Genomic DNA, 25339 nt, shown 5'->3' with positions numbered 1-25339 from the left:
ATCCTTTCTTAATCAAATGAGATCCTCGGATCGATGTATTTGTACAGAATATCGGTCAGGAGGTTTACGAACACGAACATAATCGCAATGACGAGAATGGTTCCTTGCACGACCGGATAGTCACGTCCAAGAATCGACTGCAATACGTAACGGCCGACTCCAGGCCAGGAGAAGATAGTTTCTGTTAATACGGCTCCGCCTAGTAGAAAACCAAACTGCAAACCAATTACCGTCAGGACAGGAAGGAAGGCATTTTTTAAAGCATGTTGGAAGACAACAAGGTAACTCGCTAATCCCTTAGCATCCGCTGTACGTATGTAATCCTGGTTCATGACTTCAAGCATACTTGAACGGGTCATACGGGCAATAATCGCCATCGGAATCGTCCCAAGCGCAATGCCTGGCATTAACAAATGGACAAATGCATCACCAAATGCAGCCCAGTTCCATGTCAAAATGCTATCGATTAAAAAGAAATTCGTAATCGTCTCAAGCTCCGTCCCAGTCGAAAGACGACCAGAAGCCGGTAGCCACTGCAGTTTAACGGAGAATAACCAGATCATCATAAGTCCAAGCCAGAAGATCGGAATAGATACACCGAGCAAGGCCCCCGTCATACTCACATTGTCAAACCAAGAATACTGTTTAACAGCCGCAATCACGCCGGCTAAAACGCCAATGACAGTAGCAAGGAGCATAGCGAACAGGCTCAATTCAACTGTTGCTGGCAAGCGATTCTCTAACTCGTCCGCTACAGCCTCTTTTGACTTTACAGACGTACCAAGATCTCCTGTGGCCAGATCCCCAAGAAAGCTTCCATACTGAGCGATGTACGGGTCATCTAACCGTAGTTCTTGACGAAGCTGCATGAGTTGCTCTTCGTTCGCCTTGCTTCCTAGCATACTTCGCGCTGGATCCCCCGGTATTAAATGAATGAGTGAAAACGCCAGGATCGAGACGCCAAGTAAAACAGGAATCGTCATCAACAATCTTCGAACGATATAACTTACCATCCTACATCCCTCCCTTTCTTCTTTTCTAGTAAAAGGTGCCTGCCCTCCACTGAAGGAGGAGCAGGCTTTAGCTTTTACTTCAGTTTGATGTGGTTAAATTTCTCTGTACCTGTTGGGTGTGGAACATATCCGTCGATGTTGTTCTTCGCTGCAATCGGTGGTGTGGTGTGAGCGATTGGCAACCAAGGTGCATCGTCATGAATAATTTCCTGCGCTTTCTTGTAAAGCTCAGAACGTTTCTCCTGATCTTGCTCTACTTGCGCCTCTGTTAACAAGTCATGAATTTCGTCATTCTTATAGAAAGCGATATTTCCTGCAGAACCTTCTTTTGCATTATCCTTATCTAGTAGAACATAAAGGAAGTTATCAGGGTCACCGTTGTCCCCTGTCCAACCTAAGAACGCCATATCATGCTCACCGTTTTGCGTTTTCGTTTGGTGCGTTTCCCATTCGTTTTCTACGATCTCAACGTTTACGTTTACTTCTTTAAGCATTTGCTGAATCGCTTGAGCCGTTAACTTCGGCTGCGGAAGGTAAGGACGTGGGTTGGACATGGCGTAAAGTGTCACATCTAATCCGTCCCCGTAACCCGCTTCAGCAAGTAATTTCTTCGCTTCTTCAGGATCATAGCCATAAGGTTCTACGTCCTCGTTATATCCCCAAAGACTTGGTGGCATTGGGTTTTTCGCAGGTTTTCCTAATCCTTCGAATAGGGTAAGTAGTTCTTCTTTATTTACACCTAGATTAATCGCTTTACGCACTTTAGGATCTGCCATTGGGCCATCCTGATCGGTATTCATCGCCATGTATCCAACGTTCATAGAAGGACGGCGGAACACCTGAAGATCTTCGTTATCTTCTGCGCCAGAGATATCCTGTGGGTTCATCCCCTTCATCATGTCGATAGAGCCAGATTGTAGCTCAAGATAGCGAGCACCGTTATCCGGAATAACACGGAAAACTACCTGATCTACATGAGCCACATCGCCAAAGTAGTCTTCGTTTTTATCAAGGGTGATCTTATCTCCTTTAGACCATGAGTTAAACTTGAAAGGTCCTGTTCCAACCGGGTTCTTGAAGTAGTTCTCCCCATGCTCATCGACAGCATCAGGAGAGGCAATACCAAATGGAGGCATCGCAAGGGTATAAATGAACGGTGCGTTCGGCTTATCAAGCGTAAACGTCACTTCATAATCCCCCGTTGCTTCAACGGATTTCAAGAAACCATTCGGATCTTCTTCAGAACCACCGAACATGTAACCGAAGTAAATGGAATCATCCGTTTCCACCCAACGATCAAAGTTATACACAACGTCTTCAGCCGTGAAGTCAGTACCATCGTGGAATTTTACGTCCTCACGAAGCTGGAACGTATATTTCTTGCCGTCGTCACTCACTTGCCAATCCGTAGCAAGTCCAGGCTGTACTTCTGTTCCGTCTTCCTTGTACGTCACTAACGTGTCATAAATCTGTTGAGTTACATAAAGAGACTCTCCGTCCGTTACTTTTGACGGGTCTAACTGTTGAGAGTCCGCTCCTCTTGCGAATACGAGCGTGTTATCTTCATTCTCACTGCTTTTTGCATCGTCTTGACTGTCGTCGTTTTCCGTTGACGCCTGATCATCATCACCGCTACACCCTGCCACAACTAAAAGTGTCAAAAGTGCAACGCCAAGAAGCGTCCGAAGTAAATGTTGTTTCATCATGGTACCCCCTTATAAAATATGAAAAAATGTATGCATCAGGCCCTAAACAGGCGCTTCCACAACTTCTTTAACTAAATGACAAGCAGCCTGGTGATCCCCTGCTGCAACTGACTTTAATTCCGGATGCTTCACCCGGCATTGCTCTTCAGCAAACGGGCAACGGGTGTGGAACTTACACCCTTCCGGCGGAATCGAAGGACTTGGTAGATCTCCTTCTAACATAATGCGTTCCTTTTTCTTATGAGGATTGGCCTCTGGAATCGCTGATAAAAGAGCTTGCGTATACGGGTGCTTCGGATTCGAATAGAGCTCATCCACTTCACCGACCTCGACAATCTCACCGAGATACATAACAGCAACACGGTCACTAATATGGTGAACGACACTTAAATCGTGAGCGATAAATATGTAGGTTAAGTTGAATTCTTCCTGCAAGTCTTCCATCAAGTTCACCACCTGTGCCTGAATGGAAACATCAAGCGCAGAAACCGGCTCGTCACAAATAATGAGGTCCGGGTTAACCGTTAAGGCTCTGGCAATCCCAATCCGCTGTCGCTGACCTCCACTAAACTGGTGTGGGTAACGATGTTTATGATAGGAACTCAATCCCACTCGATTAAGAAGGTAGTCCACCTTTTCCTTTCGCTCTTTCTTCGGCGTATTGAAAGCCTTCATTGGCTCTTCAATAATTTGTTCCACTGTCATACGCGGGTTTAAAGAGGCATAAGGATCTTGGAAAATAATCTGGATATTCTGCCGTAGTTTACGGAGCTTCTCACCCTTAAGCTTTGATATGTCCTCTCCCTTATAGAAAACCTCCCCTTCTGATGGGTTAATAAGGTTTAAAATAGCGCGGCCCGTCGTAGATTTTCCACAACCACTCTCTCCAACAAGCCCGAGCGTCTCCCCTTTTTGAACGGAAAACGACACACCGTCTACAGCTTTCACAGCTCCAACTTTCCGTGGAATAATGCCTCCACCTTTAATCGGAAAATGTTTCTTCAGATTGTTCACTTCTAATAGCGTTGTCATGACGTCACCGCCTTTTCCTTCTCTTCATATAACAAGCAGCGTACGTGATGATCTTCGGATTCTTCACGTAAAGCCGGGTCTACTTCAAGGCATTGATCCATCGCATGTTTACAACGAGGGGCAAAACTACATCCCTTCGGAAGTGCCCGTAAGTCTGGCGGAAGTCCTTGAATCGGCTCAAGACGAACTTTTTCTTTTACAATCTTCGGAATCGATCCGATTAGCCCCCATGTGTATGGATGCTTCGGATGATCAAATAACTCATGCACATAAGCAAACTCAACCGGCTTTCCGGCGTACATGACCATTACTCGCTCGCACACTTCAGCGACAACGCCAAGGTCGTGTGTAATCATAATAATCGCCATCCCGAGTTCCTTTTGAAGACGTTGAAGAAGCTCTAAGATCTGGGCCTGAATGGTCACATCAAGCGCTGTCGTCGGCTCATCGGCGATTAAGACTTCCGGATCACACGAAAGTGCAAGTGCAATCATCACCCGTTGCCTCATTCCTCCACTAAATTCGTGAGGGTAGCTTTTTAGTCGACTTCTAGGTGAAGGAATGCCAACAAGTTCTAAAAGCTCCACCGCTCGATTGATTGCTTCTTTCTTTGAAACATTCCGGTGAGCACGAATCGTCTCCACCATTTGCTTCTCCACTGTAAAGACCGGGTTAAGAGATGTCATCGGATCCTGGAAGACCATTGAAATACGATCCCCTCTAATCGCACGCATCTCTCGATTGGATTTAGAAAGAAGGCTTTCTCCTTTAAACATAATGTCGCCTTTCGCGATCTTGCCTGGGTCTTTAATGAGACGCATGATCGACATGGCCGTGATACTCTTCCCTGAACCAGACTCCCCGACAATGCCGAGCGTCTCTCCAGGCTTAATATCAAAACTCACCCCATCAACCGCCTTCACAACTCCAGACTTCGTATGAAATTGTGTATGCAAATCGTTAACCGAAAGTATAGGTTCCTGTTCCATCGCAATCCCTCCTAATTCGGAAAAGGAAAATATCAGTAAATTCAGAAAGTATTGAAAACTTATGTTGCTTATTATAGCGAACATTCTCCACCCATCGACCTTTTTCTCATATTTCTCAAAAAAACATTTCAATCTCATTACACAATGATGCTTTAGTGCTGTGAAGGGATGGTGGGTGTCAGACACGCTTTAGTGCTGTGCAAGGATGGCGTGTGTCTGACACCCTTTAGTACTGTACAGGAACAGCGCGTGTCTGACACCCTTTAGTGCTGTGCAGGGAAGGCGCGTGTCTGACACCCTTTAGTGCTGTAGTAGTAAAAAGGGGTGGGGTTTTGTGTTGGGGGTGGGTTGTGCGGTACAATGACAGTATTGTATAAGTACGTTCATGGTAAGAAAGGGAGTCTTTGAGATGATTGATATTACATCAACAGAAGTGTTGGAACTTAGCGGTTGGTTAACCTACCAGCGAGGAGCCAACTATTATCAGGATGGATTGGTGAAGTCAATCAACCGCTATGTTGGGACGGATCCAAGCCGCACATTTGTGCACGCAACGGTTGAGGGAACACGCATCGACGACTATGAAGTTCATCTCACATTTTCCACTCATTATGGAAACTATGAGCGCGGGCGGTGTACGTGTCCGGCTTACGCGGATGGGCAACCGATGTGTAAACACATGGTCGCAGCGATGCTTGAGACGATCGATCGTTACACAAACAACAATACGATATGGAACAAACAGGATAATTCTCTCACAGAGCGGGGTATTTTTGCACAGCCCTCTCAGCATGATAAAACGAAGCAGCTGAACTTGGCATCTTCTTTTGTGGATGAACTGATGGACTACATGGCCGATCAAGAAGACGAATCCGGCCTGTTCCAATCCTCAAAAGAGCCGCTTTATCTGCAGTTCGAGCTTGAGAATATCGCTTCTCGCTTCGCTCAGCGGGACAGTGTGGAACTATCCATGAAAGCAGGGACATCAAGACTTTATGTGGTAAAGGACCTGGCTGAATTCATCGATGCCTGGTATGATCAAGAACCCCTTTACTTCACGCAATATTACACGTATGATCCGGAACAGCAGATCATGGCGCCTGAAGACGCAGCCGTTTTAGAGAAGCTGTATCCTTTAGTAAAGAGTCAGCAAATGTATTCAGAGAATGACTTTTACCGCTCCAGTAGCTCGAAGAAAACCATCCGGATTCCAGACCAGTTTTTGACGGAGCTTCTGACGCTTTTTGAGGACTGTGACTCTGTTGTTCTAAAACATCACAAAACAGAAATTCCATTTCGAGTTGTCCACAACACGTTCCCAGAGAGTTTTCTTCTATCAAAAGAGGACGATCATTTCTCACTTTCGATTGCAGATAACGGATTTTTGTCACAACCGATTGGAACAGCTCCTTACCTATATAAGAATGAGCGCATCTACAAGGTAAACGAATCCTTGCGGCCGACCGTGCTTCCTCTTTTTCATCATTTAAGAGAGCAAAGTGCCAATCGCCAACTGTTTGACCGGGAGCACATTGAGCAGCTAGCAGGTACGGTGTTTCCTATTCTAGAAGCCCATAATCTTCTCGAGGTGGAATCAGGAATCACAAGTCAATTAAAACGGTACGACCTTGAACCTGTCATGCACCTGAATGCACAAGACGGCAGTTTGCGGGCTGATCTTCAATTTCACTATGGGGATGAGATGATCAATCCTTTTACCGGAGGAAGACAAGATTCTGAACAACTCATCTCACGAAATATGAAGAAAGAACGCCAGATTATGAACCTGGTAGAACAGGCGAATTTCCATTGGAACGGTTCTGTTCTATCTCTATCCGGAAGCCAAAACTTGGGCCGCTTTTTCTATCGCATTTTACCCGAGTTAGAAAAGCGCGCTGACGTGTATAAAGACCCTGAAGTGGATGAAATGTACAGCAGTCTTCCAGAAGAAGTCCCTGTCTCGCTCGATGTGGATGAGAATTACGGCTGGTTCGAAGTTCGCTTCCCGACCGATGACCTTTCTGATGCTGACATTCAGTCCTTGTTCCAGTCATTAAAAGCAAAAGAAGACTATCATCAGTTGAGCAACGGGAAAATATTATCCCTCGAAGACGACGCATGGGATCAAACCCGGAACCTTTTCGAGGATCTTGACCTCGATGGAAATGATGTGCACGACGGCGTTATGCATTTGCCTAAATACCGTGCACTTCAGGTGGACACTTCCACTGGCGTTAAACAGAGTGAAGCCTTTAAGAAACTAATTGAAGCTGTCAAAAGTCCGGAAACCTTAAGCGAAACACCTCCGGACAAACTACAGGCAAACCTTCGCGACTACCAGATACGAGGCTTCCAGTGGCTTCGAGCGTTATCAAGGCACGGGTTCGGGGGCGTTCTTGCGGATGAAATGGGTCTTGGGAAGACGCTGCAAGGATTGGCTTACATTTTAGCAGGACGAGAAGAGCGCCCTGACGCCCATCCGTTCCTAGTTGTCGCACCGGCTTCTCTCATTTATAACTGGGAGCAAGAGGCGAAGAAGTTCACACCAGAACTGAACATTCGCGTTGTAGCCGGTTCGAAACAAGAGCGAAATGCTGTCATTGAAGACTTGAGCGGCGTAGACTTAATCATTACGTCTTACTCAATGATCCGAAGAGATGTCGAGCAGTATAAGCCGTACTATTTCCAAGGAATGCTTCTCGATGAAGCGCAATCGTTCAAGAACCACACGTCACTAACCTATAAAGCGATACAAGGGGTACGCGCGGAGACGGCGTTCGCCTTAACAGGTACACCTGTTGAGAACCGAGCGGAAGAATTGTGGTCCCTCTTCTCTGTCGTCATGCCAGGATTGCTGTACGACCGCAAGTCGTTCAAGAACCTTCCACAAGGCGTCGTGCAGAAGAAAATCACGCCATTTGTGCTCAGAAGGACGAAGAAGGAAGTTCTGACCGAGCTCCCTGATAAGATCCAGACGGTCCGCTATACCGAATTGACAAAAGAACAACGCCAACTCTATGTAGGCTACTTAAATGAAGTACAACGCCAAACGAAATCCCAGCTCCAGGGCGAAGGGTTCCAGGCGAACCGCATGCAAATCTTGAGTAACTTAACACGGTTGCGCCAGATCTGCTGTCACCCTTCCTTGTTTATGGAAAACTATCAGGGTGATTCCGGGAAGCTCGAAGAACTACGAACGTTCATTCAAGAGGCTCATGCCAATGGTCAGCGCATGCTGATCTTCTCTCAATTCACATCCATGCTTGGTTTAATTGCCAAGGTTGTCGAAGAAGAGAAGCTTACCTACTTTTACCTGGACGGCTCAACCCCGGCTCAGGAGCGTGTTCAAATGGCTACTCGCTTCAATGAAGGTGAACATGATGTCTTCTTAATCTCCTTAAAAGCAGGCGGTACCGGTCTTAACCTGACAGGTGCTGACACGGTTATTCTGTACGACCTATGGTGGAATCCGGCCGTTGAACAACAAGCTGCCGATCGTGCTCACCGCATCGGACAGAAAAATTCTGTTCAGGTTGTAAAAATGATTGCTCAAGGGACGATCGAAGAGAAAATTCAATCCCTTCAAGAAAAGAAACAAGACCTATTCGACACGCTGATCAAATCCGGAGAAGGCAACCTAACCGCCCTCTCCGAAGACGACATCCGCGAAATCCTATCCATCTAGGTCGCTTTATCACTCTAAAGCAACACAAGGTGTCTGACACGCTTCAACACTCTAATGCAACGTAGGGTGTCAGACACCCTTTAGTGCGGTGATATAGAAAAGGCCTGTTCTTCTCAAGGATGAGAGGAACAGGCCTTTTGTTATTTTTTGTAGAAGTATTCGTCTAGCCATTCTTTGAAGTATTGGAAGTCATCTTGGACGCGGTTTTTATAGAACTCTGACCAGATGTTGAGTTCTTTGGCGAAGCCATCAAAGTCTTCTCCAATGGCATCAAGTATGGCTTTTTCACTGTGATAATCTAGTATTCCATGCTCAAGGTCGGTATCTGCCCGGGCATGAATTTTGGCTGAAATTTTGCCCATCATTTTCACGGTTCTTTTCACCTGTTTATGTTCCTGCAAGTGCTTCTCCTTAAGATCCTTCTCATAAGGGGAGCGCTCGCGAACATAAAAGTCATGATTTTGCATCGTGAAGTATCCTAAATAAGGGTCTGACATGTGGTGCATAGCTTGTTGAGTTGTAATCACTCGCTTACCTTGATGCTTATTAGTTTGCCAGAATCCTTCATCGTACGGGAAGAAATAGGCTGGGATCGGTGCACGAGCTTCTTTGGCCTCTAAAATAATATCATCATGGTCTTCCTCATCTTGTTGACCTTCAATAAGGATATAGAAACGTTTCAGACCAGTGGAGCCAATTCCTGCCCCTTTTTTCTTCACAATATCCTTAATCTCATAGTGCTCGTCGGAGTGGAAACTCTCCTCTGCTAAGCTTTCCAAGTACATATCCCAAATCTTCAGGATTTCCTTATATTCGTTATTGGATACAGAAGCAAGCTTCGTTTTCTCACGGTCAAAGACGCGATTCCCTTCGTCATCCACTTTTGTTTGCTTATCTAGTTCGTGAGTAGCCTGGCGCTCTTCTAGTTTCTTCAGCGCCTTTTTAATCGGTCCTTTCGTATCATCAACGGTGAAGCGAGTTGTAACCGGATCTTCTTCACCCTTCACAAACTTTTTCATCTGTTTATAGTAAGCCTTAAGATATTTTTCTACGAAATCATCTTGTGCTTCTTGATCATATCCTTGTTGCTCAGCAAATAAACGAATGCTGACCACCATACGCAATACATCATAGAGGTAAGATCCCAGATAACCTTCATCGAAATCATCCACATCAAACACAATTTCCCCGCTCTCATTTTGGAAAGCACTGAAATTGTCAAAATGTAGATCCCCCATAATCCAAGTAGGCTTGTCATCAGGGGTGTGATAGCTAAACGGTATGTTCGTTACGTCATAGAAGAACAAATACGCACTACCTCTGAAAAAGCTGTAAGGATCCTGTTTCATCTTATTGTACTTCGCCTTACGATCCGTTTTGCTTAAGTTCATTAAATAACCATCAAACTGTTCTAAAATTGTATGCAACGTCTGTTTCCGCAGATACTTCTTCGTATCCTGAATACGTTCACCTGCATTTTGAACCATACCACTACCTCCTTTATAACCTATTCTGAAACATTCCCCGCACCTCTTAAACCAAAACAGCCAAAACCTGGTTCCCTTTACCACTGTTAAGCACAGAAGCGTGTCAGACACCCTTTCATGCTGTGAAGCAACGCAGGGTGCCTGGCACGCTTTCATACTTTAAAGCAACACAGGGTGTCTGGCACGCTTTCGCGCGGTGATGGATAAAAGATAAGGAGTTTGATCTAAACGGAGGTCGTTTTTGTATAATTATGGTACAATATAGTCCGATATTATTATGATTTGGTGGGAAATGTATGAGAAAGAAAATTTTTAAGGGGACTTTTATATTACTTGCATGCTTAATATGTAGTGTGATAGATTCAAGCTTTTTACATGCAGAGGAAGTACAAGTATCTCCGAGTAAGACGTGGAAGGTGTCGTTTCAAACTAGTATCGATCAGAACTCTATCAACCAGGATAGCGTATATATTTTAAATGATCAGTCTCAAAAAATAGACTCCCTTCACTTAGAGCTAGATGAAACAGGGAAAACGTTGGCGATTGAAAACACAGAGGACTATCCCGCCAGCAAGCATTACTCCCTACATATCACAAAGGATATTGAATCAGAAGATGGTGTTGCAGCGGAGGAAGAAGTGGTGCTTCCCTTTGAGGTGACAGTTACCAATTCAACTGCAAAGACACGCACGTTCACTCCAGAATCTAAGCTATTTGTCTATGATTCTTCTCTGGACAGCAACTCGATTATTGGCATTCTCTACAAAGGTCATACCTATACGATCTTGGATGAATCGACGGATTATTATTTTATTCAATACGGAAATGGGCGAGGGAAAATAGAGAAAACAGAAATCCCTGAAACGAAAGAAATAAGCCTGACCCCGCTCCAACAAGCTGCAACCTATACGAACAAGATGATGGTAACAACGAAGCGAGCCAACGTATATACAGCACCAAATGGAGACAGCGACGTTATGGCGTCTATTTCCTACAATATGCGCTACCCTGTTACGTCTCATCAGGGACAATGGTACGAAGTCCATGTAGGCAATCAAACTGGGTATATTAAACAAGATGCTGTCGCCGATGACCCTGGTATACCAATTTTGCTTTACCATCACATTATGGATGAACCTATTGAAGATGGTTATGGCAATAATAAAATGATTGTGCGAACAGATGCGTTTCAGTCTCAGGCAACATACATAAGTGAAGAGAATTATGAGACGATTACGCTCAGGCAGATTGAAGATTACCTTTATCACAAACAGAACCTTCCACGAAAAGTTGTGGCGATTACGTTTGATGATGGAATTGTCTCTACTATGACAAAAGCCTACCCTGCTCTTGAAAACTATGGTCTGAAAGCGACTCAATTTAACATTGCCGGTCGAACGTTTGATGACCTAAGTTCAGCAGGCTTTGGCACAATTGGATTTCAGGAAATGAATGAAATGGATGATGTGTACAACTATCAATCTCACAGCTATAGCGCCCATTATCGTCTGAGCGAAGACCACACTCCGGCTTTAGTAGACATGAATTATTCTGAAGTTCTTAATGACACGATAAAAAGCCGTGAAAAAATAAGCCAAGGATTAAATGAAGAAGACTACAAGGACGTACGCTATTACGCCTACCCCTATGGTCAATACGATGAGGAAGTGCTTCAAGCCTTCCCGAAAACGGGCATTACGCTCGCGGTGACGACACGCCCTGGTTATGTCCATATGGGAGATGACCCTCTTTTACTGAACAGACAGTATGTCTATCCATCCCATACGATGAAGGAATTTGCTCAAAAATTAGAGGCAACATACTAAAAAGAAGGACAGGCCAACATAGGCCTGTCCTTTGTTTTATAAAGGAGCTTTGTACTTCTCTTGCGTGACATATTGTCGATAGGTTAAGTGTGGAGTGTTAAAATATTGGAGCGTTTTCGAAGTGTTAATGTGATAGGGGTTCGACCGGGTAACATAAGCATTGTAGCTACTCCAGCGATAGTCTTCAGGGGACCGTACGAGGTTGGCCTCTACAGGATTCATGTGAATATAGCGACTACAAAACAAAAAATAAAAGATTGAATCGATAAACTCCGCGCCATATCTTCCTTGAAACAAATGTCCGCTTACATCGTGTCGATTGTTAAAATAACGGGCATACCGACTTTGAATCGACTTCATGATCACACTCGGTGAATCATCAATCATTTCAATTAAAAGATGAACATGATTACCCATTAAACAATAAGCATACAAATGAAACGGGTAAACCTGACGTGCAGCCGTTACATATTGCATATATTTCTTAAGGTCCCGCTCATCTCTAAAAATCTCCTGCTTCCGGTTCCCCCTTGCCGTAATATGATACATCCCTCCAGGGAACCAAGAGCGATTGTTACGTCCCATTCCTCTCACCTCCCTTCTCTCATACCTAACTACATTAGCCACCCCCACCCACAAATCCTCCCTCCCACTTAAAATAAACCTACCACCTTATTTCACTAGCGTACTAAAGGGTGTCAGACACCCTTTAGCGCGCTAGTGAAAAGAAGCGTGTCTGACACCCTTTACCGTGATGAAGCATTTGTGACTATTTTGTTAATCATCATCATTTTGTCACATTTTTTATCATTTGATTGGTTGTATTTAATGAAGTTGAGTTCTATTATTTAATGTAGATGTTAAAGAGAGGTGAATCGCTATGCTACCGGTAGACCGAAGGAAAAAGATTCAGGAGTGGCTTGAGAAAGAGGAGTCCCTTCGTGTTAGCGATATTAGCAAGAGACTTGGAGTTTCTGAAATGACGATCTATCGTGATCTAAAACCTTTGCTCAATCGAAAGCTAATTGTAAAAACCTCAAACGGGGTAGCTCTTGCCCCTCATACAAACGGGCATGAGAACCTGAACGAGTGTTCTTTTTGCCATAAACATAACGGTCAGCAAATGGTGGTCCAATTAATTATGAAGGATCACTCTATGGAGAAAGCTTGCTGCATGCATTGTGGACTTCTAAGATATGAACAAACAAAAGGTCATGTCGTACAAATTCTATGTAAGGACACGTTGCTACACACGACCATAAGCGCCATTAAGGCAACTTACATTTTCGATTCTGAGTTACCACTACACTGCTGTAAGCCTCAAGTATTACCATTTGAAACAGAAGAACACGCTTTAAAGTTCCAAAAAGGATTTGGAGGCGAGCTCTATTCATTTGAGGAAGCTCTTCAAGCCATCCAAGTTAAAATGGGCAGTTGCCATTAATCTATCTAATTTAATTAAGGAGTTGTATACACATGAAACGACGTCATTTTGCGTTTATCTTTCTAACCCTCACCCTTATGCTTCTTGCTGCATGTGGCAGTCAAAGCAACGAGAGCGATGATAGCCAATCCGCTTCTAATGAGGAAGAAGAAGTGAAAATGTTAAATGTTGATTTAACATCAAACCCTGAAAGCGAAAGCATCGAACCAGGTGAGCCATTCACGATTCAAGCTGCCGTCACTTATGGTGAGGAAGAAGTAAACGATGCAAACGAAGTGAAATTCGAGTTCTGGAAAAAAGGCGAAGAGCACGAGAAGGTTGATGGGGAATTTACGGAAAACGGCATTTATACACTAGAAAAAACCGTTGAAGAACCCGGTATTTATTACGTGATTTCTCACGTTACCGCTCGTGGCATGCACAACATGCCACAAATCAAATTGGTTGTCGGAGACGTAGATCAAGAAGGAGCAGAGGAAACTTCAGAGGATGAACACTCCCACTCAGAAGATGGGCACGACGAGGATGGTCATGGAGATTCAACAGAACACGCCCATGGCACAAACATCATGGCCCATATCATGCTTCCTGAAAACGTGAAATCAGGCGAAGAAGTAACCTTAACTGGGCATTTACAACATGATGAAGCACCATTCAAAGGTGCCGAGGTTCAATTTGAAATTTGGAAAGACGGAACCGATAAGCACAACTACGTCGAAGCTACAGAACCAAAAGATGGTGAATATCAAGCGACATACACATTTGATGAAGCAGCTAACTATCATGTGAAACTGCATTTCAAAAAAGAAGATCTACACGATCACAAAGAAACAACACTAACCGTACAATAAATGCATCAAAAGGCAAGCCACTCCCGGCTTGCCTTTTAAAATTCCCTTTTTCTTTACCACTGTAAAGCGAAGCAGGGTGTCTGACACCCAGTGTTCCTTTACATCACTAAACGGTGTCTGACACCCTTTCACTCTGTAAAATACTAAAGGAACACGTTTCCATTTGGTACTGTAGTACGCGAAAGGGGTGACAGAAGGGGTTCAAATCACTTATAATGGTGTTTTGGTATGACGGAAATATAGGAAATATTCATCGGAGGTATACATCATGAAAATTAATCGAAATGACCCATGTACGTGTGGAAGTGGGAAAAAATATAAAAAGTGTTGTGGAAATCAAAATGCTACGGAGTTAAATGCGAATTTAATCCGCCAAGAATTAAATACAGTTCAAAACCAAATCATGCAATTCTCTGTGGATCGCTTTTCATCCGAATTGCAGATTCTAATGGCAGACTTCCAAGCTGAAATGGAAGATGTGGAGGACTTAAAAGAAACCCTTACGAACCTTTATTTATCATGGGTAATGGTCTATTCTCCAATCAAAGAGGAAAAGACTGCACTTCAATGGTATGTAGAGAAAAATGGCGGCAAGCTAAAACGTGAGAAAACGCGTGAATTATTGAACACATGGGGGCAAAACCCACCTTCTGTCTTTAAAGTTGGCGAACCTGTTACGAGTGAAGTTAGTTCAGTAACAGACGTCTTCACAAACGAAACGTATAACGTATTATTTGAAGAAGACAGCACACCTGATGAAGGTAGTCTTGTATTAGGCCTTCCGATTCAGACAGGTGATTACTATGAATTCTTCCTTGTGACATTCATTGTCCAACCTCAGCTTGAGGAAAAATTCATGGCAGAAGTAGATGCAGAGAAGTACCAAGCGAATCCTGAATTATTAAAAGAAGCCTTCCCAGAAGTCATTAAACTAACGGCAGGCTTATACAATTCATTCGACGCTTCAGAGCGTATTAGCTGGCAGGATGATAAACAAAAAGAAGTTCTAGACCTTTTCCTTAAATCTGAGGGGATGAAAGAACTTACAGAAGAAGAGGAAGAAACAGCAACGTTCTTCTGGTACCTGTACTGCAAACGCCAAGAACCAACAATCCGTAAACCAGAAATTTATGCAGGGGCACTTGAGTACACATTGCGTTCTCACCTAGACGAGTGGACTCCAATTTCTCAAAAAGACGCAGCAGCACAATACGGTACATCCGGTACAAGCATTTCAGCCAAATACCGTGATATGACGACCACACTCGCAGACGTTATTGACGAAGCCCACGAAACCCTACAACAAGAAGCTTAAATAGTTTTATTGCTTTACAGCGCTAGACGGTGCCAGCCACCCTTTAGCACTGTAAAGACTTACATAGTGTCTGACACCCTTTAGTCTCCTAAAGGGTGTCAGTTTTTTTATTTCACCTGATTTTCTAGTTTTCCGATCCCTTCAATTTCAATGACCATCCGGTCCCCTGATTTAAGGTATTGCGGCGGTTTCATCCCTTTTCCAACACCACTAGGCGATCCGGTCGTAATAACATCACCAGGTTCCAAAGTCATTCCAGCAGAAATAATTTCGATGAGTTCAGCCACTGTAAATATCATATCTTTCGTTGTACCATCTTGACGTTTCTCTCCATTAATATACGTTGTAATAGATAAGTCTTGCGGGTCATCAATCTCTGATTTCGAAACGATAACCGGTCCAAATGGTGCTGTCGTATCAAGCGACTTCCCTTTAAAGAATTGACTGTGTTTCTTCTGCAAATCACGCGCTGTCAGATCATTCAAGATAGAATAACCGAATATGTAGTCGTGTGCTTGTTCACGTGTAATATCGCGGCCACGCTTCCCAATAATTACAGCAAGCTCTCCCTCATAATCAAGCTGACTCGTAATCTCTTCATGAGATTCTACCAACTCCCCATTCGCTATCACAGCGGTCGCTGGCTTTGTAAATAAAACAGGATCTTTCGGGATCGATTCCGAATCTTTCTCCCTCATCTCTAAAGCATGGTCCTCATAGTTCTTCCCTGCACAAATAATATTTTTGAGTGGTAAAAAAGGCGCCTTTACTTGAACATCCTCTTTCTTGACTTCTCCCCACTGTGCAACCTCTTCCTCATCAACTGTCACTTCAGAAGTAATAAGATCTAGTAACTTCGGATACTTCTCTGTCCATTCAACTGAATGATAGAAACGATCCTTCACTTCTACCCCCCAAAACTCTTGATCCCCTGATTGAAACGTAACATACTTCATTCCCATTCCCCTTCCATAATCTAATATTTTATCCATTCTACCATTTCTCACCTAAATATAGGTACCCTTTAAAACGCTAACAAAACAATAGCTAGCGACGCACTGCACCTCGGTAAAGCGCTAAACGGTGTCTGACACCCTTTACTCTACTAAAATAACAAAATTTTAAGAAAAGAAAGAATAAAAGGTTCCGCTTTTAGGTCCTGGGGTGTAGAATTCCCTTAATATCAACTTGTGAGGAGTGAAACGGATGAAAACATTAGAAAAAATCAGTAACTTTATGGGGAGTTCATTTGCGATTTGGGTTTTATTATTTGCGGTCTTATCATTTATTTTTCCTGGAGGATTTACCTGGATTGCTCCTTACATCGTGCCCCTTCTTGGGATCATCATGTTCGGTATGGGTTTAACACTATCAAAATCGGATTTCTCAGAAGTGCTTAAGAGACCAAAAGACGTAGCAGCAGGGGTAGTAGCCCAATTTACGATCATGCCATTACTTGCATTCGCTTTAGCGACACTCTTACCGGTATCACCGGAAGTAGCTGCTGGTGTCATCCTTGTGGGATGCTGTCCCGGAGGCACCTCTTCTAACGTAATGACCTACTTATCTAAAGGGGATACGGCACTATCAGTAGCCATCACAGCGGTTTCCACACTTTTAGCACCGTTGTTAACCCCTGTTCTTGTTCTATTGTTCGCAAGTCAGTGGCTCCCCGTTTCAGCAGGGTCCTTATTCCTATCAATCGTCAAAATTGTAATCGTACCTATCGTGCTCGGCCTCATTGTAAAAGCGGCCCTCGGTCAAAAGAGCGAAGCTGGTATCAAGGCAATGCCGCTTGTGTCAGTGGTCGCGATCGTCGCCATTGTAGCAGCCGTTGTAAGTGTGAATCAGGCGAAAATCGCAGAAACAGGAGCGCTGATCTTCGCAATCGTGGTCTTACATAACCTACTCGGTTACGCTGTCGGCTACGGATTAGCTAAGATGATGGGCATGGATCTTTCCAAGAAACGAGCTGTTTCTATTGAAGTCGGCATGCAAAACTCAGGCTTAGGAGCCTCTCTCGCAGCCGTACACTTTAGCCCACTAGCAGCCGTTCCAAGCGCGATCTTCAGCGTATGGCACAACATCTCTGGACCAATTATCGCCACCCTTTACAGAAAGCAAAAAGAAAAAAGCTCATCCAATCAAAAACTAACAAAATCCGCCTAACCCAAAGCGCCCTCTTTTAAAAAGAGGGCGCTTTTTTACTTCACAGCACTAATGGGTGTCTGACACCCTGCACTCCTTCACCGCACTAACGCGTGTCTGACACCCTGCACTCCTTCACCGCACTGACGCGTGCCTGACACCCTTCACTCCTTTAAAGCATGACCATTTCCTCATTGTTAGTGTTTGCTTGCCTTTTTTGCTAAATATTGATAAAATTATACGAAAATTTATAAAATTCTTAAATCGAAATCACTAGAGGGGGATTACATCTATGAAGCTCTACCTATCTGTTGATATGGAAGGGATCACGGGCTTGCCGAACATTACGTACATTGACTCGGCGAAGCATAATTATGAGCGCGGACGAAAGATTATGACGCAGGAGACCAACTACGTTATTCAATCAGCGTTCAATAACCACGCAAGTGAAGTACTTGTAAATGACAGTCACTCCAAAATGGACAACCTTCTCATTGAAGAACTCCACCCTGAAGCACAGCTCATCACAGGTGATGTGAAGCCTTTTTCGATGATGCAGGGGCTTGATGATTCATATGAAGGAGCAATGTTCGTCGGTTACCATGCAAGGGCTGCGCAAAAGGGCGTTATGTCCCATTCCATGATTTTTGGCGTACGAAATTTCTACATAAACGATGTCGCTGTAGGTGAACTTGGTTTAAACGCTTATCTGGCAGGCTATTACGGGGTCCCTGTACTGATGGTAGCAGGCGATGATCAAGCTGCAAAAGAAGCTGAAGCCCTTATTCCAAACATCACCACAGCCCCAGTGAAAGAAACGATTTCCCGCTCGTCAGTAAAGAGCTTAACACCTAAGAAAGCCGGAGAATTACTTCAACAAAAAACAGCAGAAGCACTTCAAAACCGTCACAACGTCGAACCACTTGTTCCACCAAAACAGCCTACATTCCGAATTGAGTTCACCAATTACGGGGAAGCCGAATGGGCAAACCTTATGCCTGGCACTGAACTCGAACCAAATTCTACGACCGTAAAATTTCAGGCTAAAGATATGCTCGAAGCCTATCAAGCGATGCTTGTTATGACTGAGTTAGCCATGCAAACCAAATTCCGCTAGGAGGAAAAACTATGCTCAAGTACATTGTGAAACGTTTTTTCCTCATGATTCTAACGATCTTTATCATTGCAACTCTAACTTTCTTTCTCATGAATGCCATACCAGGATCACCTTTCAATGAAGAAAAAACAAGCAATGCCGTCGTTCAACAGAACTTAGAGAAACACTTCAACTTAGATAAACCACTTCCAGTTCAATACGTACTCTACTTAAAATCTATCATTACCTTTGATTTCGGACCATCTATTAAACAACCTACTGAAACTGTAAACTCCCTACTCAGCCGGGGCTTTCCGATCTCAGCTGAACTAGGCATCTGGACGATCATTGTAGCGCTAATTTCAGGCATCACGCTCGGTGTCCTTGCAGCACTAAGGCATAACAAACTAATCGATTACACCGCCATGACGATTGCGGTGCTCGGAATATCTATACCGAACTTTGTTCTCGCAACCCTACTTATTCAGGTTATCGCTGTCGATTTTAAACTGCTGCCGGCCGCTACATGGAACAGTCCTCAGCACATGATCTTGCCAATTGTTGCGCTCGCAACTGGCCCTATGGCAATCATTGCAAGGCTAACCCGTTCTAGTATGCTTGAAACGCTCACGCAGGATTACATAAAAACAGCTCGTGCCAAAGGATTATCACCATTTAAAATCGTCGTTAAACACGCCCTACGCAACGCACTTATGCCGGTCGTGACGATTCTTGGAACGCTTCTGGCTGGGATCCTGACTGGTACATTCGTTATTGAAAAAATCTTCGCCATTCCAGGAATGGGAAAATATTTCGTACAGGGCATTAACCAACGAGATTACCCCGTCATTATGGGAACTACCGTCTTTTACAGCACGTTTCTCGTTCTGATGCTGTTCTTAGTTGATATTATGTACGGCATTTTAGACCCACGTATTAAATTGCATAAAGAAGGAGGAGAATAGGGTGCTTACTGAAACGAAAGAAACCAAAGAAGGGCACACTCCCGCTACCTCTTCGGATATACCTGATGATTGGTTTAGACCGAAAGAGAAAGATGCTGAAAGTGCCGAGACTGTTGTACGCCCCTCTCTTTCCTATTGGCAGGACGCTTGGCGACGCCTTAGAGGAAATACACTCGCTATGGGAGGTCTCTTATTTTTAATAGTGCTAGGGCTTATGGCCATATTTGGGCCAGTCCTATCTCCTTATTCCGTAGACCAAGGAGTTTTACAAGATCAAAACCAGCCCCCATCGGCTGACCATTGGTTCGGCACTGATAACCTTGGGCGAGACGTCTTTACAAGAACATGGTACGGGGCCAGAATCTCCCTTTTCGTTGGGTTAATGGCAGCGCTCATTGATTTCTTTATAGGCGTTACATACGGAGGCATCGCAGGTTATAAAGGCGGTCGCACTGATAACGTGATGATGCGTATTATCGAAATCTTATACGGTCTTCCGTACCTACTAGTTGTTATTTTGCTTCTTGTTGTTCTTGGTCCAAGTTTATTCACCATTATCGTTGCCCTTACCGTTACAGGCTGGGTCGGTATGGCCCGGATTGTCCGGGGACAAGTCCTACAAATTAAACAAAATGAATTCGTCCTCGCCTCCCAATCATTTGGGACAAAGACAGGGCGGATTATTCGAAAGAATTTACTCCCTAATACAATGGGACCGATCATCGTTCAAATGACGCTAACCGTCCCCACGGCTATATTCGCAGAAGCATTCCTTAGCTTCTTAGGTCTCGGGATTCAATCTCCATTCGCAAGCTGGGGCGTGATGGCGAACGATGCCCTTGGTGTTATTCTTTCAGGAGATTGGTGGCGCCTCTTCTTCCCGGCGTTCTTTATTTCAGCGACTATGTTCGCATTTAACGTACTAGGCGACGGGCTGCAAGACGCACTTGATCCGAAGTTAAGGAGGTAACCTCAAATGGAAAAAATACTCGATATCAAAGACCTCCACGTCTCGTTCAAAACCTATGGAGGCGAAGTGCAAGCTGTTCGCGGGGTGAACCTCGAGCTTCATAAAGGCGAAACGCTCGCCATAGTAGGAGAATCAGGGTGCGGCAAAAGTGTAACTGCTAATAGCATTATGAAGCTGATCCCCTCTCCTCCAGGCAAAATCACACAAGGATCGATTCATTTTAAAGATCAGAATCTGACGGAGATGTCCAGCAAAGAAATCAGAAAAATTCGCGGAGTCGACATCTCAATGATTTTCCAGGACCCTATGACAGCACTGAACCCGACCCTAACAGTCGGGGATCAGTTAACAGAGGGATTGAAGCAACATAAAAAGATCTCATCACAGGACGCAAATGAACAGGCCATCGAAATGCTAAATCTAGTAGGCATTCCGAATCCGAAAGAACGCATGAAACAGCACCCTCACCAGTTTAGTGGTGGGATGAGACAGCGTATCGTCATTGCCATGGCCCTTATTTGTGAACCAGAACTTTTAATTGCGGATGAACCGACAACCGCTCTCGACGTGACGATTCAAGCCCAGATTCTCCAGTTGTTTAATCGCATTCAGGAGCAAACGGGCGTTTCCATTATATTAATTACCCACGACCTCGGTGTGGTAGCCAAAATTGCGGACCGTATTGCCGTTATGTACGCAGGCAAGGTCATTGAAGTCGGTACAAGAAGAGAAATCTTTTATAACCCGCAACACCCGTACACAAGGGGATTACTCAATTCCGTACCACGTCTGGATCAGCGGGGAGACCAACTGATACCAATTAACGGGACGCCGCCTGACTTGTTCTCTCCACCGAAAGGCTGTCCATTTACAGCCCGGTGTCCAAAAGCAATGGAAGTTTGTGAAAATGTGTATCCCGTTCATACGAAGCTAAGCGACACACAAGAAGTGGATTGCTGGCTGCAGGATGAACGAGCCAAAAAATATATGGCTACATAAAATTTGAAAGGGGAAATTAGTATGAAGAAATGGTTAATGCTTCTTCTCACCGTCTTGTTCGCTTTTAGCCTTGCTGCTTGTACTGCTACAGACAGCTCTGGTGAAGGAGATTCAGACGACACAGAGACCGAAGACAACAGCAACGACACAAATGATGAAGCAAGCGGAGATGATGTTACAACGCTCAACTTAAACAACGGGCAAAACCCAACATCTCTAGACCCTCCAAAAGGGTTCGACTCTGCATCATGGAACGTATTAAACAACTTAATGGAAGGTCTTACTCGTCTTGGAAAGGACCACAGTCCTCAAGCAGCAACAGCTGAAGATTGGAAGGTTTCTGAAGACGGTACAGTTTACACCTTTATGATTCGTGACAATGCAAAATGGTCAAACGGTGACGATGTTACAGCAGGTGATTTCGTGTATGCATGGAAACGCCTATTAGACCCAGAAACAGCCTCTCCTGCAGCCTTCCTGGGCTACTTCATTAAAGGTGGAGAAGCCTTTAATAACGGAGAAGGTTCCAAAGAAGATGTCATGGTTGAAGCAGTGAGTGACAAAGAATTAAAAGTAACCCTTGAAGCACCAACTGGTTTCTTTACTCACGTTATTTCGAACCCGGCCTTCTTCCCTATTAACGAAAGTGTAGCCAAAGAGAATGAAGAATGGTTCGCTGAAGCTGACACGTTCGTAGGAAACGGTCCATTTAATCTTGCTGAGTATAAAAAAGATAATGATATGCTTCTGAAAAAGAACGAAAACTATTGGGACGCTGAAACGGTCACATTAGACCAAGTTCATTTTGCCATGGTTGATGACCCGAACACAGAATATCAAATGTATGACACAGGCGACCTTGATGTCTCTGAAATTCCTTCTGAACTGGCAGACGATCTGATCGATAGTGATGCGGTATCCATTACAGAACAAGCGGGTACGTATTTCTACCGCTTCAACGTAACAGAAGAACCATTCCAGAACGAGAAGATCCGTAAAGCATTCGCACTTGCTGTTGACCAGCAGGAAATCGTGGAATTTATTACGAAGAATAAAGAAAAACCAGCTTATGGATTCGTTTCTTATGGATTCACAGATCCATCTGGTAACGACTTCCGTGAGCAAAATGGAAATCTCCTTGAGCCAGACCCAGAGAAAGCAAAGCAACTACTTGAAGAAGGAATGAAAGAAGAAGGCTATGACCAGCTTCCATCTGTAACCCTTACGTACAATACAAGTGAGTCTCATAAAGCAATCGCCGAAGCGCTTCAACAGAAATTCAAATCTGTTCTAGGCGTTGAAATTGAACTTGAGAACACAGAATGGAACGTATTCCTTCAAGACCAGAAAGACTTAAAGCATCAACTATCTCGTAGTTCATTCCTTGCTGACTACGGCGATCCTATTAACTTCCTAGAGAGCTTCACATCAGACTCTGTCATGAACCGTACAGGCTGGTCTAGTGAAAAATATGACCAACTGATCGCTGATGCAAAAGCAGAGTCAGATGACGAGAAACGTTTTGAGCTTATGTATGAAGCCGAGAAAGTTTTATTTGAAGAAATGCCAATCTTCCCGGTTCACTTCTACAACCACGTGTACCTTAACAAAGACAATGTTTCCGATATTGTCCGCCACCCAGTTGGCTATTTAGAACTGAAGTGGGCTTCGAAAGAATAATGCACATAAACAAGAATATAATTTGATCGAAAAGAGGCTCCCTTTCCGGGCAAGCCTCTTTTCATCCTACATATGGAAGGAAGAACGCCCGTGCTTATCCCAAAACGTTTAAAAAAGGGCGACACGATTGGTGTCATTGCACCAGCAAGCCCTCCCGACTTAGATAACGTCAAGAAAGCCATTCCTTTTTTTGAAAAGAAAGGGCTCCACGTCCGATTAGGTCAACATGTGGCTAACACATACGGACATTTAGCAGGAACAGATGAAGAACGACTACAGGACCTTCATAATTTCTTCAAAGATCCTGAGATAGATGGGATCATCTGCGCAGGCGGCGGATACGGAACAGCTCGTATTGCTGATGCGATTGACTACGACATAATAAAAAACAATCCCAAAATATTTTGGGGATATAGCGACATCACTTTTTTACATACATCGATTCGTCAACAAACCGGACTCGTTACGTTTCACGGTCCTATGCTTGGATCAGATATTGGAAAAGATACGTTCGATGATCAATCAAGAGCCATGTTCGACCAACTCTTCTCACCAGAAACCCTTGTGTACGATGAGAACTTCTCCCCTCTTTCGGTCATTTCAAAAGGAGAAGCTACAGGAGAAATTGTCGGCGGAAACCTTTCTTTACTCGTCACCTCAATCGGGACTCCGTTTGAGATTGATACAAAAGGGAATTTGTTACTTATCGAGGACATTGGAGAAGAACCTTATCGCATTGACTCGTTTTTAAATCAATTACGGCAAGCTGGGAAGTTTGACGATGCAGCCGGGATTATTGTAGGTGATTTCTCAGAATCAGATCCGAAGAAAGAAGCCTCCCTCTCCCTTGAAGAAGTGTTGCGTTTTTATTTCGCCCGTCTCAACAAGCCCGTCTTATCAGGATTTAAAATCGGACACTGCCTCCCCCATTTCGCGATTCCACTTGGGACAAAGGGCAGTCTGTCGGCTTCTGACAAAAAACTTACCATTGAACCAGGAGTCGAATAACACTTCGAGAGGATGAGCCACATGCAGATCCAATCAATTGAAACCTATCCAGTTGCAGAACCACTGAAGAAACCATTCAAGACAGCTCTGCGCACCGTTACAGTTGCTGAGAGTATATATGTAAAAGTCACGTGCGATAACGGGATTACCGGCTGGGGTGAAGCACCTCCAACGCACGTGATTACTGGCGAAAGCATTGCAAGCATCGAATATGCGATCACTTATATACTAAAACCTCTCCTCCTTGAGAAATCACTAACGAACAGGGAGGCCCTGTTTGAGGCGCTCCATAGTGCAATGGTCGGAAATACGAGTGCGAAAGCGGCTGTTGATATGGCCCTGCACGATTGCTTTGCACAAAGCTGCAATCTCCCTCTTTATCAATTACTCGGAGGCTACAAATCAGAGCTTGAAACAGATTATACGGTGAGCGTTAATGACCCAGAAGAAATGGCTAAAGACGCAGCTCAGTATATTCAAGACGGATTTAATGTACTGAAAGTGAAAGTAGGGAAAGATGAAATCGAAACAGATATTGAACGCATTCGCCAAATCCGCGAAAAAGTTGGAGATGAGCCTACGATTCGACTAGATGCGAATCAGGGATGGACCGTTAAAGAAGCCATTAGTGCTATCCGACAAATGGAAGAATTAGATTTAAGAATTGAACTTGTGGAACAACCCGTGAAAGCTCACGATATCGAAGGACTTAAAAACGTGACAGATCAAACCGAAACCCGTATTATGGCTGATGAGAGCGTTTTCTCTCCTCAACAGGCCAAACAAGTATTAGAGACAAGAAGCGCAGATCTTATCAATATAAAACTCATGAAATCAGGCGGCATTCACCAAGCCCTGCAGATTAATAAATTAGCAGAGAGTTACGGCGTTCCTTGTATGGTTGGTAGCATGATCGAAACGAAGATTGGGATTACAGCCGCAGCTCATTTTGCAGCCAGCCAGAAAAATGTCCACTTCGTTGACTTTGATGCACCACTCATGCTTTTGAACGATTCGATTGAAGGCGGCGTCATTTACAACGGCCGTCATATCACATTCTCAGAAGGCGCTGGTCTTGGCATCACATCTGTACACCTTGATCAAGTTCTTTCCTAACCCATAAGG

The 25339-nt window shown here is 44.2% G+C and carries 20 protein-coding genes; 13 read left to right on the top strand and 7 right to left on the bottom strand.

The window, feature by feature from the left end:
- Positions 1-8 precede the first annotated feature (8 nt).
- From LQ226_RS11090 to LQ226_RS11075, 4 genes are all read right to left on the bottom strand, one after another.
- A complete protein-coding gene (locus tag LQ226_RS11090) occupies positions 9-1013 on the bottom strand; it encodes an ABC transporter permease (protein ID WP_231417962.1) in 1005 nt (334 codons plus the stop codon).
- Positions 1014-1087: 74 nt separating this feature from the next.
- Positions 1088-2719 carry an ABC transporter substrate-binding protein gene (locus tag LQ226_RS11085; protein WP_354665915.1) on the bottom strand — a complete coding sequence of 544 codons (1632 nt, stop codon included), beginning with the start codon at positions 2717-2719 and terminating at the stop codon, positions 1088-1090.
- Between the two features lie 42 nt (positions 2720-2761).
- Positions 2762-3751, bottom strand: coding sequence for an ABC transporter ATP-binding protein (locus tag LQ226_RS11080; protein ID WP_231417961.1), 990 nt, complete (start codon positions 3749-3751; stop codon positions 2762-2764).
- Complete coding sequence (locus LQ226_RS11075) at positions 3748-4740, bottom strand: ABC transporter ATP-binding protein (RefSeq protein WP_231417960.1); 993 nt, start codon at positions 4738-4740, stop codon at positions 3748-3750. Before LQ226_RS11075 ends, LQ226_RS11080 begins: the two co-directional genes overlap by 4 nt.
- 409 nt (positions 4741-5149) lie before the next feature.
- Here LQ226_RS11075 and LQ226_RS11070 point away from each other — a divergent pair, with 409 nt between their 5' ends.
- Complete coding sequence (locus LQ226_RS11070; RefSeq protein ID WP_231417959.1) at positions 5150-8425, top strand: DEAD/DEAH box helicase; 3276 nt, start codon at positions 5150-5152, stop codon at positions 8423-8425.
- A 140-nt stretch (positions 8426-8565) separates the two neighbouring features.
- Here LQ226_RS11070 and LQ226_RS11065 read toward each other — a convergent pair whose 3' ends face one another.
- The gene (locus tag LQ226_RS11065; RefSeq protein ID WP_231417958.1) at positions 8566-9912 is read right to left on the bottom strand and encodes a DUF2252 domain-containing protein; all 1347 of its coding nucleotides are present in this window, start codon (positions 9910-9912) and stop codon (positions 8566-8568) included.
- Between the two features lie 296 nt (positions 9913-10208).
- Here LQ226_RS11065 and LQ226_RS11060 point away from each other — a divergent pair, with 296 nt between their 5' ends.
- Positions 10209-11738 carry a polysaccharide deacetylase family protein gene (locus LQ226_RS11060; RefSeq protein WP_231417957.1) on the top strand — a complete coding sequence of 510 codons (1530 nt, stop codon included), beginning with the start codon at positions 10209-10211 and terminating at the stop codon, positions 11736-11738.
- A gap of 36 nt (positions 11739-11774) precedes the next feature.
- On the opposite strand, the gene LQ226_RS11055 is transcribed toward LQ226_RS11060, so the two are convergent.
- Positions 11775-12323, bottom strand: a complete 549-nt coding sequence (locus LQ226_RS11055; RefSeq protein WP_231417956.1) for an REP-associated tyrosine transposase — start codon at positions 12321-12323, stop codon at positions 11775-11777.
- A gap of 295 nt (positions 12324-12618) precedes the next feature.
- Between LQ226_RS11055 and LQ226_RS11050 the strand changes: the two genes are divergently transcribed.
- The 3 genes from LQ226_RS11050 (at position 12619) to LQ226_RS11040 (ending at position 15348) form a co-directional block, all read left to right on the top strand.
- Entirely contained in the window at positions 12619-13182 is a 564-nt protein-coding gene (locus LQ226_RS11050) for a DeoR family transcriptional regulator (RefSeq protein WP_231417955.1), read from the top strand.
- A gap of 32 nt (positions 13183-13214) precedes the next feature.
- A complete protein-coding gene (locus LQ226_RS11045) occupies positions 13215-14033 on the top strand; it encodes a FixH family protein (RefSeq protein ID WP_231417954.1) in 819 nt (272 codons plus the stop codon).
- A 268-nt stretch (positions 14034-14301) separates the two neighbouring features.
- The gene (locus tag LQ226_RS11040; protein ID WP_231417953.1) at positions 14302-15348 is read left to right on the top strand and encodes a YecA family protein; all 1047 of its coding nucleotides are present in this window, start codon (positions 14302-14304) and stop codon (positions 15346-15348) included.
- Positions 15349-15455: 107 nt separating this feature from the next.
- Here LQ226_RS11040 and LQ226_RS11035 read toward each other — a convergent pair whose 3' ends face one another.
- The gene (locus tag LQ226_RS11035; RefSeq protein ID WP_284526583.1) at positions 15456-16304 is read right to left on the bottom strand and encodes a fumarylacetoacetate hydrolase family protein; all 849 of its coding nucleotides are present in this window, start codon (positions 16302-16304) and stop codon (positions 15456-15458) included.
- A gap of 250 nt (positions 16305-16554) precedes the next feature.
- On the opposite strand from LQ226_RS11035, the gene LQ226_RS11030 reads away from it, so the two are divergent.
- The 8 genes from LQ226_RS11030 (at position 16555) to LQ226_RS10995 (ending at position 25330) form a co-directional block, all read left to right on the top strand.
- Positions 16555-17517, top strand: coding sequence for a bile acid:sodium symporter family protein (locus tag LQ226_RS11030; RefSeq protein WP_231417951.1), 963 nt, complete (start codon positions 16555-16557; stop codon positions 17515-17517).
- A gap of 271 nt (positions 17518-17788) precedes the next feature.
- Positions 17789-18613, top strand: coding sequence for a M55 family metallopeptidase (locus LQ226_RS11025; protein ID WP_231417950.1), 825 nt, complete (start codon positions 17789-17791; stop codon positions 18611-18613).
- 11 nt (positions 18614-18624) lie between these two features.
- On the top strand, positions 18625-19557 hold the full coding sequence (locus LQ226_RS11020; RefSeq protein ID WP_231417949.1) for an ABC transporter permease: 933 nt from the start codon (positions 18625-18627) through the stop codon (positions 19555-19557).
- Position 19558: 1 nt separating this feature from the next.
- Positions 19559-20527: an ABC transporter permease gene (locus LQ226_RS11015; RefSeq protein WP_231417948.1), complete on the top strand. Its 969-nt coding sequence runs from the start codon at positions 19559-19561 to the stop codon at positions 20525-20527.
- Positions 20528-20533: 6 nt separating this feature from the next.
- Positions 20534-21526 carry an ABC transporter ATP-binding protein gene (locus LQ226_RS11010; protein ID WP_231417947.1) on the top strand — a complete coding sequence of 331 codons (993 nt, stop codon included), beginning with the start codon at positions 20534-20536 and terminating at the stop codon, positions 21524-21526.
- Between the two features lie 21 nt (positions 21527-21547).
- Positions 21548-23206, top strand: coding sequence for a peptide ABC transporter substrate-binding protein (locus LQ226_RS11005; RefSeq protein WP_231417946.1), 1659 nt, complete (start codon positions 21548-21550; stop codon positions 23204-23206).
- Between the two features lie 90 nt (positions 23207-23296).
- Entirely contained in the window at positions 23297-24214 is a 918-nt protein-coding gene (locus tag LQ226_RS11000; RefSeq protein ID WP_370635486.1) for a S66 peptidase family protein, read from the top strand.
- Between the two features lie 21 nt (positions 24215-24235).
- Entirely contained in the window at positions 24236-25330 is a 1095-nt protein-coding gene (locus LQ226_RS10995) for a mandelate racemase/muconate lactonizing enzyme family protein (RefSeq protein ID WP_231417944.1), read from the top strand.
- Positions 25331-25339: the final 9 nt, after the last annotated feature.

This window comes from Pontibacillus sp. HN14, assembly GCF_021129245.1.
Classification (GTDB): domain Bacteria; phylum Bacillota; class Bacilli; order Bacillales; family BH030062; genus Pontibacillus.
This window is presented reverse-complemented; position numbering and strand designations above follow the sequence as displayed.

Bases quoted from the DNA above. Each gene is read 5' to 3' on its own strand.
- LQ226_RS11090 (WP_231417962.1), bottom strand. From the start codon at position 1,013: ATGGTAAGTTATATCGTTCGAAGATTGTTGATGACGATTCCTGTTTTA.
- LQ226_RS11085 (WP_354665915.1), bottom strand. From the start codon at position 2,719: ATGATGAAACAACATTTACTTCGGACGCTTCTTGGCGTTGCACTTTTG.
- LQ226_RS11080 (WP_231417961.1), bottom strand. From the start codon at position 3,751: ATGACAACGCTATTAGAAGTGAACAATCTGAAGAAACATTTTCCGATT.
- LQ226_RS11075 (WP_231417960.1), bottom strand. From the start codon at position 4,740: ATGGAACAGGAACCTATACTTTCGGTTAACGATTTGCATACACAATTT.
- LQ226_RS11070 (WP_231417959.1), top strand. From the start codon at position 5,150: ATGATTGATATTACATCAACAGAAGTGTTGGAACTTAGCGGTTGGTTA.
- LQ226_RS11065 (WP_231417958.1), bottom strand. From the start codon at position 9,912: ATGGTTCAAAATGCAGGTGAACGTATTCAGGATACGAAGAAGTATCTG.
- LQ226_RS11060 (WP_231417957.1), top strand. From the start codon at position 10,209: ATGAGAAAGAAAATTTTTAAGGGGACTTTTATATTACTTGCATGCTTA.
- LQ226_RS11055 (WP_231417956.1), bottom strand. From the start codon at position 12,323: ATGGGACGTAACAATCGCTCTTGGTTCCCTGGAGGGATGTATCATATT.
- LQ226_RS11050 (WP_231417955.1), top strand. From the start codon at position 12,619: ATGCTACCGGTAGACCGAAGGAAAAAGATTCAGGAGTGGCTTGAGAAA.
- LQ226_RS11045 (WP_231417954.1), top strand. From the start codon at position 13,215: ATGAAACGACGTCATTTTGCGTTTATCTTTCTAACCCTCACCCTTATG.
- LQ226_RS11040 (WP_231417953.1), top strand. From the start codon at position 14,302: ATGAAAATTAATCGAAATGACCCATGTACGTGTGGAAGTGGGAAAAAA.
- LQ226_RS11035 (WP_284526583.1), bottom strand. From the start codon at position 16,304: ATGAAGTATGTTACGTTTCAATCAGGGGATCAAGAGTTTTGGGGGGTA.
- LQ226_RS11030 (WP_231417951.1), top strand. From the start codon at position 16,555: ATGAAAACATTAGAAAAAATCAGTAACTTTATGGGGAGTTCATTTGCG.
- LQ226_RS11025 (WP_231417950.1), top strand. From the start codon at position 17,789: ATGAAGCTCTACCTATCTGTTGATATGGAAGGGATCACGGGCTTGCCG.
- LQ226_RS11020 (WP_231417949.1), top strand. From the start codon at position 18,625: ATGCTCAAGTACATTGTGAAACGTTTTTTCCTCATGATTCTAACGATC.
- LQ226_RS11010 (WP_231417947.1), top strand. From the start codon at position 20,534: ATGGAAAAAATACTCGATATCAAAGACCTCCACGTCTCGTTCAAAACC.
- LQ226_RS11005 (WP_231417946.1), top strand. From the start codon at position 21,548: ATGAAGAAATGGTTAATGCTTCTTCTCACCGTCTTGTTCGCTTTTAGC.
- LQ226_RS10995 (WP_231417944.1), top strand. From the start codon at position 24,236: ATGCAGATCCAATCAATTGAAACCTATCCAGTTGCAGAACCACTGAAG.